Below are 17163 nucleotides of genomic sequence, written 5' to 3'. Positions count from 1 at the left end.
ACAGTGAGAAAAGTTATTACATATGGTACATTTGATTTATTACACTACGGACATATTAATTTATTACGTCGTGCAAAAGAGCAAGGCGATTATCTGATTGTTGCCTTGTCTACTGATGAATTCAACTGGGACGAAAAGCAAAAGAAATGTTATTTCTCATATGAAAAGAGAAAGATGCTTTTAGAAGCGATTCGTTATGTTGACTTGGTCATACCTGAAGAGAGTTGGAACCAAAAGATGACAGACATTGAAGAGTTTAAAGTTGATGTGTTTGTCATGGGCGATGATTGGAAAGGTAAATTTGATTTTGTAAAAGAAACAGGTGCTGACGTTGTTTATCTTGAACGCACACCAGAAATATCAACAACACAAATCAAAAAAGATTTGAATAAGAGATAAAAAATAAAAAGATAAATGATAAAATAGTTCTATCATTTATCTTTTTTCTTAAATTTAATATATTTAATTGAGAGAGTGGTAATAAAAGTGAAATTAATTACAATTTGTACTGCAATGTATAATGAACGAAGTAATATTTTTCCATTATATGATGAGCTTGTGAAAATTGCAGATTTATATAGAGAAAAGTATCATTTTGAATTTCTTTTTGTTAACGATGGTAGTATAGATGATTCTTTAGATAAAGTAAAAGAGCTTACAAAAATAGATACAAGAGTTAAGTATGTTGACTTATCTCGTAACTTTGGAAAAGAAATTGCAATGTTGGCAGGATTTGATTATGCTAAGGGAGACGCTATTGTTATGATGGATGCGGATTTACAACATCCACCAGAAACAATTCCATTAATGATTGCTGGCTGGGAAGAAGGGTATCAAGATGTATATGGTAAACGTGTTACTAGAGAAGGAGAATCTTTTTTTAAAAAATTTACCTCTAAACTTTATTACAAAATATTAGGTAAATTTTCGACAGTACCTGTTTTACCTGCTGTTGGCGATTTTAGATTGTTAGATAGAAAATGTATAGATAGTATAACAAGGCTGAGAGAATCACAAAGATATACTAAGGGAATGTATATGTGGATAGGCTTTAGAAAAAAAGAAATAGAATTTGTAGCACAAGAAAGACATGCTGGAGAAACAAAGTGGGAACTTAAAAGTTTAGTTAAATTAGCGATAGATGGTGTTATATCAGATTCGACTACACCGTTACGTATATCTTTGTATTCAGGAATGATAATATCTTTAATATCTTTTATTTATATGATTTATGTTTTTATTAAAACTTTGATAGTAGGAAGTTCAACACCAGGATTTCCGACTCTTACGATATTGATTCTATTTTTAAGCGGATCTCAATTAATTTCTTTGGGTGTGATTGGTGGATATATTGGTAAAATTTATAAAGAGGTTAAAAATAGACCTCCCTATTTAATACAAGAATATTTTAGTCAAGATAATCCAGAGTAAATGAAAATAAAATAGAGTTTATTAGTTAAAAAGTATGTAGATTATTGATTTATTTTTCTAATTTATTTATTAAGAAGGTTATATGTATATTTTTTTAATGTAGCTTTTTTAAATAATGTAATTAAGGTATAATAATTAAAAAGATAAATAAAACTTATTTATCTTTTTTTATTATTAATAATTTAATTTATGGGGGTAAAAATGAAAAAGAATATTAATATAGGTCTATGTTTATTACTATTTAGTTCACCAATATTATCTTTGGCTTCTGAAACTACAACAGAATCCAGTGAGGTAAAAATGAGTGAGAAGTCAAGTACCCAAGTATCTTCTGATTCTGACACAAATACATCATCAGATGTTAGTAACCACAATAATGAAAATCAAAGTAAAGAGTCTAAAGAGAGAATCTATCTAAATGGAGAGGTCATTGAAATTGATTCAGAGCCAGATGCTTTAAAAAATGTTGAAGAACAAGTTGTTACCGAAGATAATCAAAAAGCTATGGGAGATACTTTTAAAAGTATAATGAGATCTTTTAATAGTACAGCTTTTTCTTCAAATAATAAAGATTTACCAAGAATGGATTTTGTTGATGTTTCTTCACATCAAGGTGAAATTACAGTAAATGATTATTTGAGTATGAAAAAGCAAGGAGTAACAGGTGTTGTTGTTAAATTAACAGAAAGTACCTCTTATACTAATCCTTATGCCAAATCACAAATAAATAATGCAAAAGCTGCTGGCTTAAAAGTGAGTGCCTATCATTATAGTTGGTTTAAGAATAAACAAACTGCAGAAGCTGAGGCGACTTATTTTGCAAATACTGCAAAAAGTTTAGGTTTAGGAACAGATGTCATTTTAGTTAATGATGCAGAAGAATCTTCTATTAATAATGGAAGATTAACAGAAAATTCCTTATATTTTGCATCAACTTTATCTAATAAATTTGGTTATAAAAATGTTCACCACTACAGTATGGCTAGTTGGTTTAAACCTGGTACTATTGATATGACTAAACTTGGAGGAGAACAGTTTTCATGGAAAGCAAATTTTGTAAATAATCCTTCTAAGAATAATCTTTTATATCAATCTTCATCAGCGTGGCAGTGGAGTAGTCAGTTACAATTTGTTAACGATAGAGTGTCCGGAAGATTATTTGATATAAATATTGATTATAAAGGTAATTTTTCTAATCCGTCATACATTGAAGATTTTGAACAGACACCTATTACAAAGAGAAAGTATATTAATAAAAATAATGGTGTGATTTATGAAAGACCATATACATCAGGTGTTTCTCAAATAGATACTACACAAGGTATGAAGGGACAATTGATTTATTTAACAGCTCAATCTCAAACAGATTATGGATTATGGTATAAATTTTCTTATACAAAAAATGGTATAAATTACAGTGGATGGATAAAATCAACAGATTTAGACGATGTAATTGAGCAACAAAGTATTAATAAGACTTTTATTATCAAAAATAATAATGGAGCCGTTTATGATAGACCATATACTGAAACCACTCAAAGAATAGATACAACAAATGGTACCTATGGTAGTAGTTTTAAAGCTACTAAATCAGCTACAACTGGCTATGGATTATGGTACTATGGAACATATATAAAAAATAACCAAACTAAAGCAGGTTGGATAAAATCAACGGATTTAGGTAATTATAGTAATCATGAATTTACAACAGGCTATAAGTATGTAAATAAAGATTATGGTGAAGTATATAATGAACCGTATGAAGGTAGTGGAACAAAAAGAATAGAGCAGTTGACAAATATGCAAAATGTCATTTTTTCATATACGGAAAAAGCAACAACTGATTTTGGTATATGGTATAAAGGAACATTTTATAAAAATGGAAAAGAAGTTATAGGATGGATAAAGAGTACTGATTTATCAGATAATTATTATTCTAAAAAAGATGTTGGCAAGCGTTATGTTACAAATAACAATGGTGTGATTTATGATACGCCACATAACTATGGACATACAAAAGAAATTGGAAAAACTTCTAATTTAAATGAAAAATATATTGAAGTAACTAAATCAGTCAAAACACCTAGTGGATTATGGTATGAAAGTACATTTAAATTAGCTGATAAAAAAGTTAAGGGATGGATAAAATCGACAGACATTACTCTATACCATGATTATGAAAATGTTTCTGGAAAATTTTACGTTAATAAAGATGTTGGAGTAGTATATGATCGAGCATATGATGGAGAGAATACCAGAAAAGTAAATGACTTAAGAAATATGCAAAATGTCATTTTTTCATATACGGAAAAAGCAACAACTGATTTTGGTATATGGTATAAAGGGACATTTATAAAAAATGGACAAAATGTTACTGGCTGGATAAAAAGTGTTGATTTAGATCGAACATATCGGTCAGTAAAAATAAATCAAATAAAAACAATTAATGTAGCAAAAGGAGTTATTTATGACTCACCATATAATGAGGGGTATACATCGAGATTAGGCAATTTGTCAGATTTAAATACTTCTAAAGTACGAGTGAGTAATTCTGTAAAAACACCATACGGAATATGGTATGAGACTACATTTAATAAAGGTAATACGCAGGTTAAAGGTTGGATAAAATCTACTGATTTTAAATAACTATATTATACTGTATGTAATTTAAAGAACTGATATACTTTGATTAAACTAGTATATCGGTTCTTTCTTTATAAATGTACTATCTTTTTTTTTTTTATTCATTTAAAATACTAATGAGTAAAATAAATTATTATTAAAAATCGCATTTTAAGGAGAATAGCAATGAGTAAAATTAAAGCTATATGGATATATGGAGTGTTCATATTGATACTATCAATGATTGTTATAGTATCATGGGACGATTTTTTTTGGGGAGGAAATTCTGGAGGACAGCTTTTAGTTAATTATTTTGAAGGCTATAATGGTAGATATATAGGTAACTTAATTATAATTATAATGACTCGTTCAGTTTTGTTAAGAATTTTAATCTATACTTTTACTAATGTAGGGTTAGCTATAGTCATGTCTAAAATTATTGGACATCGAGTTAAAATGGAATATATTATATTAATCCTACTTACTATACCTATTGGAATTTTCAGACAAACTTTTGGTTGGTTTTCAGGTTTTGCTAATTATAATATTTCTGCTTTATTTGTATTAGTAATCTTATATTTAGTATATGTTCATACTCAAACATGGTATACTCCAATAATCATACTTTTTTTATCTTTTTTAGGTCAGTTTTTTGTAGAAAATGTTTCAATGGTTAATATTGTAATCAGCTTTTCTGCTTTCATTATAAGTTTATTCATTAATAGAGATAGATTATTTTCTACAATTACGTGGTTAACAGGTTCTGTTTTTGGATTTTACCTCATGTTTCAAAATAGTGCATACCACTCAGAAACATCGAGAGGCGTTTCTAATATTTTTATAGCAGAATTACCTAAGCATCTATTACAAGATTGGTCAGAGTTAGTTATTAAAGATAATATATTTTTAATTTTTTTATTTTCTATTGTTATATATTATATATTAAATAAACCTCTATTGATTGGAAGTTACTTATTGATATTTAACATTTATTTTATCAGTAGAAATTATTTAAATATAACTTTTAATACTGAACCATTGTATATGCTTCTAGTTGAGTTGGTCATGATTTTTTTATTTTTCTTTATATTGATATATGTTGGTTTTGTTAGCTTGGAAAAGGAAGATAAAAAATTATATTTTATCTTTTTATTCTCTGCGGTACTAATGGTTGCACCATTTCTGATGGTCACTCCTTTTGGACCTCGAAATATTTTATTAACTTATCTGATGTTAAGTGTTTCTTTAGGAATACTATGGGCTAATTTATCAAAAAATATCGAGAGTAGTCATGTTAACAAGTTAAATAAACTAGTTAAAGGAATGATAATATGCTGCAGTTTGTTCTATGTTTCATTGTATGCAATTAACGCTTTTGAGAACAATCGTAGAATCAAGCTTATAAAACAGGCAGATGAATCTAATCAATCAGTTGTAGAAATCAGAAGACTACCTTTCTCATTTTTAGGTCAACAGCTTGATAATATACCTATGGGAAATAGACAAGATGAGTATAAAGAATATTATGATATTTCAAAGAATATTGAAATAAAAATTGTAAATAGAACAATGCCATTACCATGGAAACAGACAAATAATTAAAAACTAGTTACTTTTTGTACTAGTTTTTTCTTGTTTAATCTGTAAATAAGTATTAAAAATTAGATGCTGATTAACACGTTTAAAGTATATTTTATATAGGTAAAAAGAAAGTATCATTAGATTAATATGTATGGTACAATTTATTAATGACAATGATTAAATCAGTAAAAGATAGTCTATTAATGTCTTGTTTTAATTGTGTAAGTTTGAGAAAAGAATTAATAAATTATATCAATACAAATTTATATTTATTATCAACAAATTTGTTAAAAGTAAAGCCCAACCTAATAGATAAGGGAGGCTTATTTTATTGGATATATTGTGAGGAGAATATATAGATGAAGGTTTTAATTATAATACCTGCATATAATGAAGATGCAAGCATTTTATCAACGATTAGATCAATTGATAAATATAAAAGTGAGAATCATTCTTTGGTTTTGGATTATGTTGTTATTAACGATGGCTCAACCGATAATACAGCTCGTATTTTGTCAGAACATGGCATTTCTAGCATTCATTTAATTAGTAACTTGGGTATAGGTGGAGCAGTTCAAACGGGCTATCTTTACGCATTTTACAAAGATTATGATATAGCTGTACAATTTGATGGAGATGGTCAACATGATATTAGTTCCCTTAAAACTTTGATTAACCCGATTATTAATGGAGATGTCGACTTTACGATTGGGTCGAGATTTGTAGAAGGATCACCATCAAAATTTAAAACATCATTATTTAGACGTATGGGAATAAATTTAATTTCATTTTTTATTAAATTTAGAACAGGAGAAAAAATTTTAGATGTTACATCAGGTTATAGAGCTGCTAATAAGGAAATTATTGAATACTTTTCTAAAAATTATCCAAGAAAATACCCAGAGCCTGAAACAAATGCCATTTTAATAAAAAAAGGTAAACGAGTAGAAGAGGTTGGTGTTAATATGTTTGAACGTAAAGAAGGAAAATCTTCTATCACTCCGTTTAAATCAGTGCGATATATGGTTGAAGTATTAACATCAATAATACTATTATCAGATAAGGGGGAATAAATAAAGTGGAAGCTTTATATTTATCAATGATCTTTTTTTCTTTACTTTTTTTATTTTTTGTAATTAGGTCTATAAGAAAATCGACATTTAGTTTAGAGTATTCTTTACTGTGGTTAGCTGTTGCAATCATTATGGTAGTATTCGCAGTTTTTCCTAAATTACCTGAATATTTAAGTAGTCTATTAGGATTTGAAACAATGTCTAATTTTATATTAGTTATGGCTGTATTATTTAGTCTACTGCAGCTAATTTCAATGACGAAGCAGATTACAAAACAAAGTAATCAAATAAAAAAATTGATACAAGAAGTATCAATTTTAAAAGAAGAATTTAAAAATAAGGAGAGAGATAAATGATACTTTTTTTTATTTATGTTATTTTATCATCATCAGGAATAATTTTATTTAAATTAGGTTCTACAGACTTATCAATTAAAATTATTAACAATCAATTGAATATGAATTTTCCAGGGTTAAGTATTTTAGGGTTATTTTGTTATCTTATAAGTTTTGTTTTATGGATGATTATTATTTCAAAATCTGATGTTAGTTTTATAGTTCCCTTGGGGTTAGGACTTACTAATATTTTAATACTAGTAGGATCTTCTGTGGTATTAAAAGAGGAAATAAGTCTTTATGGTATCATAGGTATTGTATTAATACTTGCAGGAACGTTACTGATTAATAAATAATCAAAAAAAGTGAAGGAGAAGGTAAAATGATTGAAAAAACACCACAATTTTTCATTAATTGTTTGTGGAAGAATAAATATCTTATTTTGATATCAGTTATCATAACTATAATAGGAACTAGTTACTCTACAAATTTCAATAATATTTACTGGAAATTTGTTGTGGTAATATTTGGGGTTTCAGTGATTCCACTTTTACTAATATCTAATGTAAAGATTGAGAAAATAGTGTTTGTAACTATCCTTTTTTTTGGTTCTTTCTTAGTTATTTTTTCCCCAGTTTTTGATAGTTTGGACGAACCAGCACATTATGGTAGAGCATTATATATATCTGAAGGAAATTTTAAGCTTTATAATGACAATGATAAATTAGCTATTTCAAAAGATTATGATAAACTGACAAAGATGACAAAATACAATGGTATTAATCGACTAGATCCCAAGGTAAATTTTTTCCATAGTAATTTATTCAGCATGAAAAGTGATACAAGTAAAAAAGTTGAATCGAAAATAAAAGCAACTAGATCATATAGTTCATTTGTATATTTTCCAGGAGCTTTTGGATTATGGTTCGGAAAAATAATTTCGAATGGTAATTTAGGAGTTATGTTTTATTTAGGGAGATTCTTTAATCTTTTGATGTATGCTATTATGGCTTTCTTTGCTATTCGAATAGCAAGTAAGTGGAAAATACTATTATCAGTCTTTGCTGTGCAACATTTTCCAATATATTTATCCGCCTCTTACAATCAAGATGCATTCTTTTATGGACTATCGTTATTAATTGTTGCTAAGTATATTCAGCTATTTGATAAAGAGGAAACAATAAGTTATAAAGATGTTGTGACAATATCGATTATGTGTGGACTTATGGCTTTTACAAAGCTACCATCCATCATGCTTATAGGCTTAATGCTTTTTATTCCAATAAGTAGATATGAATCTAAAAAAGTTTATTTCAGTAATTTCGTTGCTATATTTATTATAATTATTGAAGGATTGTTGTGGAGTAGGCATTATTCTAGTATAATGCCTACAGATTTGCCTAAATCTGTTAATGAAGCACAACAACTGCAGGTTATATTAAGCCAACCTTTAATGTTTTTAAAATCACTTTTATCAAATAGTATGAAAACGGTCCTTCAACTTAAACAATATTTTACATTTGGTTGGTCATTTAAATATTCGGAACTTGCGTATATACTGTATTTATTATTTATAGGATCTGTTGTATTTATGTACCCAATAAGATTAAGGCACAAAATTGGTAATTGGTTTAAACTAGCAATTGTTGGTGTATCCACAGGTATTATTTTGTTGACTAATATTATTATGTATATATCTTTTACAGGCGTTGGTGAAACAGAAATTAGAGGAGTACAAGGAAGATACTTTTTTGGGATATTTGTTTTGAGTATATTTGTTTTTAATTTATCAGAAAAATTATTTACAGTAGATGAATTTGGTAGGCAACCATATTTTAATGAAGAAAAGTATAATAGAATTGTATTATTTATTTCAATATTATTTTTAGTATGGATGTGCACAATGCGAGTTGGAGCATATTATTAAAAATCTAAATAAAGGTATTAATGTGGAAAGGATTTAAAAATGGCTTTATATGGACTAAAAAGACAATCTAAGAGTGATTTTAATAAGAAAAAAAGTGAGTATTATGGTGCCAATTATGAGTCGACAACTGTTGATGAGTACTTAATTGTTTATGAATCAAGAGATGGAAAATCGATAGTTGATTCGCCTTATGCAATCTTTTTATCATTAGTTAATGATAAACGTTTTTCAAATTTTAAACATGTTTGGGTCATTAATCCTAATGTTCCATTTATTAAAGAAAGCATTCCAAAAAATTTACAAAAAAAAGTGATATTTGTTGAACGGAATAGTTTGGAGTACGTAAAGGTATTGCTAACAGCAAAATATTTAATTAATAACTCAACATTTGAATCTTTTTTTGTTAAGAAAAAAGAGCAAGTGTATATTAATACATGGCATGGAACACCATTAAAACATATGGGGTTTGATATTCCTGGAAATCCTAATCATTCACAAAATGTTTTAAGAAATTTCTTAATGGCAGATTATATTTTGTCACCTAACGCTCATACATCAGAAATTTTTATAAAAAGCTACAAATTAGAAGGTATTTATCCAGGGATAGTTCTAGAAGGTGGCTATCCAAGAATTGATTTTACTCTTAATTCTAATAGGAGTGAGATTGTAAGAAAAATTGAAAACTATGGTGCAAAATTAACTGAAAAAAAAATCATCTTATTTTGCCCGACGTGGAAAGGAAGTTCTGTTCACAATACCACAGATGATATTGATCAAATTGTTGAAGAAACATTACAGTTAGCTAATCAATTTAAAAATGAATATGATGTATTAGTTAAAGTTCATCCCTTTATTGCAAACAAGGTCTTAGAGGATGGAAGGGTAAGTCAACATTTAGTGTCAGATTTAATTGATGCCAATGAAGTATTGGCTATTACGGATATTTTAGTGACAGATTATTCTAGTATATTTTTTGATTTTTTAGTGACAAATAAACCAATTATTTTTTATGCGTGGGATAAAGATTTGTATCAAAGAAACCGAGGAATGTATTTAGAAGAAAGTGAATTACCAGGGCCAACTGCAGAGACTTTACCAGATTTATTTGATTGTATCAGTCATGTGAAAGACTATTTTAAGGACTATCAAAATGCTTATAAAATGTTGGCAAAAAAAATGGTATCTTATGACGATGGAAATGTGACAAAAAAATATATTGAGCGAATTTTTGAAAACAAAAAGATAGAAGATATGAAAGAATATCACGTTGACTCCGACAAGAAAAAGATTTTACTATTTCCCGGAGCAATGAAAAGTAATGGAATTACATCGAGTGCATTAAATTTAGTTAACAATATTGATTATGACAAATATGATGTCACAGTTATATTAAATTCTAGAAATCCGATTGAATCGGTTAAAAATATTGAAGAGATTAATAAAAATGCTCGATTGATTTTTAGATTTGGTCATGCTATTTTCAGTAAGGAAGAAGAAAAGTTAGATAGTAACTTTAATGTCAATGGTTTACCGAAAAATAATAGAAATGCTTATCCTAAACAGGCTTATGTACGAGAAATGGCTCGATTGACAGCTAATCTTGAGTTTGATGTATCAATAGATTTTAGTGGATATAGTTATTTCTGGGGGCGTCATATTTTATCGGCAAATGCAGAAAAGTATGTGGCATTTATGCATAATGATTTGGTAGCTGATTCAATGAGGGAAGTTGATGGCAAAATGCCACAGTACAATGACTTGAATGCACTATTTTCTATTTACTTTATGTTTGATAAATTATTAAGTGTGTCACCCATGACAAGAGATGTTAACTTTAAAAAATTAGGCGGCTATGTAACTAAAGAGCAAATGTCTTATGTATACAATACAATTAATATCAATCAGATATTGGGGAAAGAAAACTCATCGGTTAAATCAGATGGTGAAAAGTTAATAGTTAAAAGGAAGCGGCTTAAAGTCTTAAATAATACTACTATTAAAGTTTATAAAAATTTATCTGATTTAGAGCTAGAAAAATCATTTGAACTATCATTGCGATTAGATGATAAAATAACACAATACGCTAGCTATTTATTTCATGACAAGATTTACGTCAAAATTAGTGTAAATGATATATACGTAGGCTGGATTGATCAAAATTATGTTAAAGAAGAGGAATTCGAATTATATAATGTTAAACCGTATCATACTATTTCAACTGCATCATACCCTTTAAAACAACCAATTTGGAATCAAATTCGTAAAAATAATGAAACAGATGAAATAATAACCTATATTGGATATTTTAAAGATAGATATATTGAAACTGATAAAATAGCCAAGACTAGTGGAGGACGTTATGTTAGAGTAAAATATAACGGAAAAGTAATCGGTTGGATGTCTCCTCGTCCTTTGAAAAGAACGCATAAACTAACGTCTATATCACCTTTAAAATTTTATTTCAATGGTAAATTGAAGAAAAAAGAGTTAGTTTCTCCTGTTGGTTATACGTCAAAAATAGAAAGAACAACATTATATGGTAAGTTCAATACGAATGTGTCAGTAAATATTTATGGTGAACCAAAAGGAACCACAAATAGTATGATTATTAGCACATCAGAAAATTATGTTGATGAGATTTTTTTAATCGATAAAATTGCATGGGTAGGAGAAGACAAATATTATCATATTTGTCTTAGTCTTGAAGAAAGTATAGGATATGTTCAAGCTGATTTTATTGATACTGTATCAGAAGATGTCTATTTTAATTTTAAAGAAAAAGAAAAACAAAATAATACAGAAGAATTTAGATTACCTAGGGTTGATTTGAGTTATCAAAAAGTCCCAAGTTTTGATTCAAATTATTATAATATTGTAAATATGGGAAGGCTATCACCTGAGAAAAATCAAACACATTTAATTCAAGCTTTTGCTAGATTTAATCAAGATGTTCCAAACAGTCGATTGTTTATTCTAGGAAAAGGACCTCTGGAAGCCTCATTAATCGAAACTGTTAAGACTGAGAAAATGCAAGGTAAAGTATTTTTATTAGGACATATTAAAAATCCTTTTAATTTTATCAAAAAAACAGATTTATTTATTTTACCCTCATATTATGAAGGGCAACCAATGGTATTGCTAGAATCTATGGTTTTGGGTTTAAAAATATTAGGTTCTAATATTCCTGCAAATATTAATGTTATTGGAAAAAATGAAGAATATGGTATGTTAACTGAGGGGATAGAAGTAGAAGATATATATCATGGTTTGCATCGTATTTATCAATTTGAAGGTAATTTTAAATCATTTGATTATATACAATATAATGAAAAAACAATTCAACGATTTTATCAAGAAATAGATCCGCTAAATAAATGAATTATTTTAAGAAGTTGACCCAAAAGCAACTTTTTAAATAAAAATCACTTAACTATCAAAATATAAATCCTATGAAATCAACGTTGTAATTAACGGATTTCATGGGATTTTTCTCTTATAATACTTTTGAGTCGGCCTCTTTTTTATTTTTATTGATTAACCCTCCAATAAAAAAATAATTGAATGTAAGCCTATTCTTTATAATGTCCTCATTGACAGTGCTTTGAGTGAGCTATAAAATGGGTTCAGACGTTTAGTAAGTATGGATGTGTAGCGTCAAGAATTGGGGGAAAATAAGTTGGGAATGACCGTGTTCAATGAAACAATTGTATTAATTTTTTTTATGTTTGTAGGTGTTTTGTTAAATAAACGAGGTAAGTATTCACCAGGAGCCAATATTTATATTGGTCATTTACTGACAACAGTTGCTTTACCTGCGGCCATTATTAATAGTTTTCAAGTAGATAAAAGTGACCGGTTATTAATTATGATGAAACAAACGGCTATTTATACATTTATTATGATTGTGGCGACATTACTTATTACGTATTTAATTGCAACTTTATTTAAGAAAAAAGATATGCTACGAAGTTTATGGGTAGTTAGTTTAACTTTTTCCAATATATTATTTATCGGAATTCCGATTGTTGGAAAATTATATGGTGAAGTTGGATTGATTGTCTTAGTTGTGTGTAATACAGTAACAAGCTTGTTCTTATTCACAGTAGGGATTATGTTTTTATCAAATAGTCGAGAAATCAGAATTCGAAGTATTTTGACCACACCAGCTATTCTAGCAGCTGTAGTAGGTTTTGTGTTGTTTATGTTTGGTGTAAAATTACCAAAACCAATTCATACTTTTAATGTTGATTTGTCGATTATGACGGCATCTTTATCAATGATTATCAATGGTAGTTTGTTCTCACAAGTAAAACTAAAAGAGTTGTTCTTTGATAAAGATAATTTACAATTTCTATTTGTTAGAGCGATTATTATACCCATTATTTTTATTCCAGTATTGAAATTCTTTATCACAGATCCAACTATTTTAGGTGTTTTAGTGCTGCTTGCTTCAATGCCAGTAGGTTCACTGGATGCTATTTTGGCAGAAGAATATGCTGGTGCAGGAACAAAAGTATCACAATATATTGCATTGACAACTGTCACCAGTATGGTAACATTACCAATTATTATGTCATTAATATAAACGAAAAAAGTATCTGAGAGGATGCTTTTTTTGTTTATATGGTATAATTTTTAAAACTAAACGTAGAGGAAGAGTGACGTGATTTATACACGATTAGCGAGAAAAGAAGATGTACCACAAATAGTGACCATCATTGAAGAAGCAAAGGAAGTATTAAAAAAAAGTGGAAGTTCACAATGGCAAGAAGGTAGCCCAAATGAGTCAATGGTTTATGACGATATTGATCATCATTATGGCTATGTCTTAGTTTATGATAACCAAGTGGTTGGTTATTTAGCTATGATTAATCAAGAGGATGAAGATTATAAAATCCTATCCAATTGGCAGCAAACGTCTGATTATGTTGTGATTCACCGAGTAGCCATTTCATCTAACTATCAAGGATGTGGGTTAGCAAATTATTTTTTCTCTAATATATTGAGCATTGCATTAAGTAAAGGTTACTCAGCTGTGAGAATCGATACGCACAGAGTGAATTTAACCATGCAAGCTTTATTAGAAAAGTTTGATTTTGTTTACCGAGGGATAGTATATGTTGCCTCTGATATCGATGGTGAACGTTTTGCTTATGAGTTAGTAATTGAAGACTAATAAAAAGATGTGAAAACAGTTAAATATTTGCTAGAATCGATTTATAAAGCATGTGTTTTAAGATACTAAAGAAATCGATTTTTTATTGGTGTTGGAGGTGGGTAGAAATGAAGGTAATAATCGTTGGTGGCTCATTTGCGGGCATTCATTGTGCGATTAAGGTAAAAGAGTTGTATCCGTCATTTGATGTGGTACTGATAGAAAAAAAGGCAAAAATAGGTTATATCCCTAGTGGGTTATCTATGCTGTTGAATGGTGAAATTGATTCATTAGAAGAAGCCTATTTTATGACAAAGAAAGAATTAGAAAAGACTGGGATTAATGTATTAACGGATACAGAAGTTTTATCCTATGACTTTACGGGTAAAACAATCGATACAACAAAAGGATTGATGTCCTTTGATAAATTAGTGTTAGCAACTGGCTCATCACAAAAATCATCAAAAATGGAAGATGATTTTGATCGTATTAAAACGTATAAAGATAAAGAATCAGCTGAACAGATATTAAACACATTAAGTAATGTTGATGAAGTTATAGTTATAGGAGCTGGACAAGCTGGAATGGAGCTTGCGAGTGGGTTAATCTATCAAGGAAAAAAAGTCCATATCATTGAGACGATGGATTATCCGCTATATAAGTATTTCGATAAGGATTTTTTAGAATCTTTTTACACTACAACAGGAGACATTCCCAATATGACGTTTCATTTTAGTGAGACAGTAAAGGAAATTGATGAGTCTAGGTTAGTACTATCAAATGGAAAAACGATGAACATCACTGATAAGATGGTACTTAGTGCAAATAGTGTACGACCTGAATTATCTATTTTTAATCAACAACTACGAGCTAATAGTGATAATACACTTTATGTTGATGATTATTTAGAAACATCTATTCCTGACGTTTATGCGATAGGGGACTTGATACAAGTGCCAAGTTTTCTATTTCATGCACGAGTTTATGCCCCATTGATTGTCAATGCGGTACAAACAAGTATGATGTGTGCCAAAAATATTGTGGAAAAAAAAGAAACCCTTAGACCAATGTTAAAAACAGTTGGAATTAAATTATTTAATCATTATTTGGCGAGTACTGGTTTAATGGAATCAGAAGATTTTTTATATGATGCGGAAGTTAAAAGTGTGATTATTACCTTGCCAATATCAACAGTTAGTAAAAAAGAAGTGAGTATTAAATTAGTTTATGGCGGGAAAAATTATCACTTGTTGGGTGTGCAGCTTATTTCTAAAGAACCAATTTTAGATAAAATAAATACCTTTGCCCTAATGATAAAAGAGAGGATAGATATAAGGAATCTTAGTCAATTACCTCATTTCTACAATGCTGTTTTTGCGAATACATCGTTAGGTCTGCCGGATGTGTTTGGAAAAGGAGATGATATGAGTGAGATTTGATGAGTTACTTGAAAAAAAAGAAGCCAAACAATTACAACTTCTAAAAAGTCTATTACTTCGTGGTGGGACGTCGAAGATTAGCTCATTAGCCAAGGAGCTTGGTATTAGTAAATCATCTCTTGAAACGTACATTGACGATTTGATGTGGATCAATGATACATATAAAAAAGAAGCAACTTTGTTTTATGATGGGGCACTTGTCATGTTAGAGTTAGCTCCCAGTTTTTCTTTAGAAGTGATTGAAACACATTTGTATAAAGACTCCATTAAATATCAAATTATGAACTATCTGTATCATCATTTTGATTATTCAACAGTTGCATTGACTAATAGAATAGGAATCAGTGAGTCGACACTTTTTCGTAAAATTAAAGAGTTGAATGTGTCGCTGAAAGAGTTTGGATTGACTATTTGGCAGGGAAAGTTAGTTGGAGAAGAAAGTCAGATTCGTTACTTTTACTATTGCTTTTATTGGTATTTAGATAATTATGCACAAAAAGAGATATCATTTAAACAACAATCATTGATTGACGCAATAGAGCGAGGATTAGGTGTTAATTTTTTACTTGAAAACATGAAACGTATTAATCTATGGCTGATTATTTCAAAAAAAAGGATTAGTTACGCCTCACCAATCTATACAGAACTAAAAAAAGCAATAGAGCCTTACGAGCGAGACACACTTTATCTTGAGTTAAAATCAATTGTTTTACGTGTTTTAGGGCACTACGCTGTTGAAGTAGACGAGGAAGAAGCAATGATTCATTTTTGCTTTTTAATGAGTTTTCAAGCGATGCCTCAAAATGATTTTTATAAGTATGAGATACTTCGCTCCAAATTTACACCAGTCGGATTAGTGGATACCTTTATTTTAGAGTCGTTGATTTTATACTATGCACCACTAAAGCTATCACATCAATTGGAAAGCCAAGTTAATTATTATTTGTCACGTGTGCATTATAGATTATATTTTTTTAGAGGAATTATTGAAGTATTATCACGTGAATACATTATAGAAACCGAAAAAGAATGGTCAGGGCATGTAATTTCACCATTAATTGAAAGACTTTTTTCGTCAGTCGAAGGAGACTATGAAGGGTTAAGCTTAGACCATAATAAGACGCTAATTGACTACTCAAAATTACAGTATCTTCATATTATTGCGTTAATCGATAGTCAAATTAATCGCACTGTAACAATTGGTGTCAAACTTGTATTAGAAGATGTGTATCAAGAAGTATCAACCACCCGCTTGATTAAAGAACTAAATTGTTTAAATGGTGTGAGATGTATGGAGTATGATGCGTCTAAATCATTTGATTTAGTGATAAGCAACAAGCCAATTAATCACGCTAAAGCTCAAACGTATCTTTTATCAGAATTAGGTACAACGTATGATGTGATTCATATTACTCGACTCATTCGAGATATTTCTACAAATAAAATGACAAAAGAAATAAACGTTAAAAAAATCCAATTATAATTGGTCTAAGTAGTGTATGACTTAATAAACAACACGAAACAGTCAATTATTTGTAAAAATAAATAAATATTGACTGTTTGTTTTATAAAAAAAAGGGTAGAATGAATCTATCAAAAA

General features: G+C 28.9%; 13 protein-coding genes. All 13 read left to right on the top strand.

Features of this window, described 5'->3' with window-relative positions:
- The first annotated feature begins 3 nt into the window (after nt 1–3).
- The 13 genes from tagD (at nt 4) to DW196_RS03190 (ending at nt 17046) form a co-directional block, all read left to right on the top strand.
- Nucleotides 4–399, top strand: coding sequence for a glycerol-3-phosphate cytidylyltransferase (gene tagD, locus DW196_RS03250; RefSeq protein WP_071457319.1), 396 nt, complete (start codon nt 4–6; stop codon nt 397–399).
- 87 nt (nt 400–486) lie between these two features.
- On the top strand, nt 487–1431 hold the full coding sequence (locus DW196_RS03245) for a glycosyltransferase family 2 protein (protein WP_118250056.1): 945 nt from the start codon (nt 487–489) through the stop codon (nt 1429–1431).
- Nucleotides 1432–1632: 201 nt separating this feature from the next.
- Nucleotides 1633–4077, top strand: a complete 2445-nt coding sequence (locus DW196_RS03240) for a GH25 family lysozyme (protein ID WP_158563505.1) — start codon at nt 1633–1635, stop codon at nt 4075–4077.
- A 162-nt stretch (nt 4078–4239) separates the two neighbouring features.
- Nucleotides 4240–5655 (top strand): DUF6056 family protein, encoded by a 1416-nt coding sequence (locus DW196_RS03235; protein WP_118250052.1) that lies wholly within the window; start codon nt 4240–4242, stop codon nt 5653–5655.
- Nucleotides 5656–5993: 338 nt separating this feature from the next.
- Nucleotides 5994–6707 (top strand): glycosyltransferase family 2 protein, encoded by a 714-nt coding sequence (locus DW196_RS03230; protein WP_118250050.1) that lies wholly within the window; start codon nt 5994–5996, stop codon nt 6705–6707.
- Between the two features lie 5 nt (nt 6708–6712).
- Nucleotides 6713–7063 (top strand): DUF2304 domain-containing protein, encoded by a 351-nt coding sequence (locus DW196_RS03225; RefSeq protein ID WP_118250048.1) that lies wholly within the window; start codon nt 6713–6715, stop codon nt 7061–7063.
- On the top strand, nt 7060–7398 hold the full coding sequence (locus DW196_RS03220) for an EamA family transporter (RefSeq protein WP_117972605.1): 339 nt from the start codon (nt 7060–7062) through the stop codon (nt 7396–7398). Before DW196_RS03225 ends, DW196_RS03220 begins: the two co-directional genes overlap by 4 nt.
- Before the next feature lie 26 nt (nt 7399–7424).
- A complete protein-coding gene (locus DW196_RS03215) occupies nt 7425–8969 on the top strand; it encodes a DUF2142 domain-containing protein (protein WP_118250046.1) in 1545 nt (514 codons plus the stop codon).
- 39 nt (nt 8970–9008) lie between these two features.
- Nucleotides 9009–12347, top strand: a complete 3339-nt coding sequence (locus tag DW196_RS03210; protein ID WP_118250044.1) for a CDP-glycerol glycerophosphotransferase family protein — start codon at nt 9009–9011, stop codon at nt 12345–12347.
- 304 nt (nt 12348–12651) lie between these two features.
- Nucleotides 12652–13554 (top strand): AEC family transporter, encoded by a 903-nt coding sequence (locus tag DW196_RS03205; protein WP_147408665.1) that lies wholly within the window; start codon nt 12652–12654, stop codon nt 13552–13554.
- Between the two features lie 78 nt (nt 13555–13632).
- Entirely contained in the window at nt 13633–14145 is a 513-nt protein-coding gene (locus DW196_RS03200) for a GNAT family N-acetyltransferase (protein WP_118250040.1), read from the top strand.
- A gap of 107 nt (nt 14146–14252) precedes the next feature.
- Complete coding sequence (locus tag DW196_RS03195; RefSeq protein ID WP_158563504.1) at nt 14253–15563, top strand: FAD/NAD(P)-binding oxidoreductase; 1311 nt, start codon at nt 14253–14255, stop codon at nt 15561–15563.
- Nucleotides 15553–17046, top strand: coding sequence for a helix-turn-helix domain-containing protein (locus tag DW196_RS03190; RefSeq protein WP_118250036.1), 1494 nt, complete (start codon nt 15553–15555; stop codon nt 17044–17046). Before DW196_RS03195 ends, DW196_RS03190 begins: the two co-directional genes overlap by 11 nt.
- Nucleotides 17047–17163: the final 117 nt, after the last annotated feature.

This window comes from Vagococcus sp. AM17-17 (genome assembly GCF_003471765.1).
Lineage (GTDB): Bacteria > Bacillota > Bacilli > Lactobacillales > Vagococcaceae > Vagococcus > Vagococcus teuberi.
The sequence above is the reverse complement of the archived record's forward strand: the minus strand, read 5'-3'. Positions and strand labels throughout refer to the sequence as shown.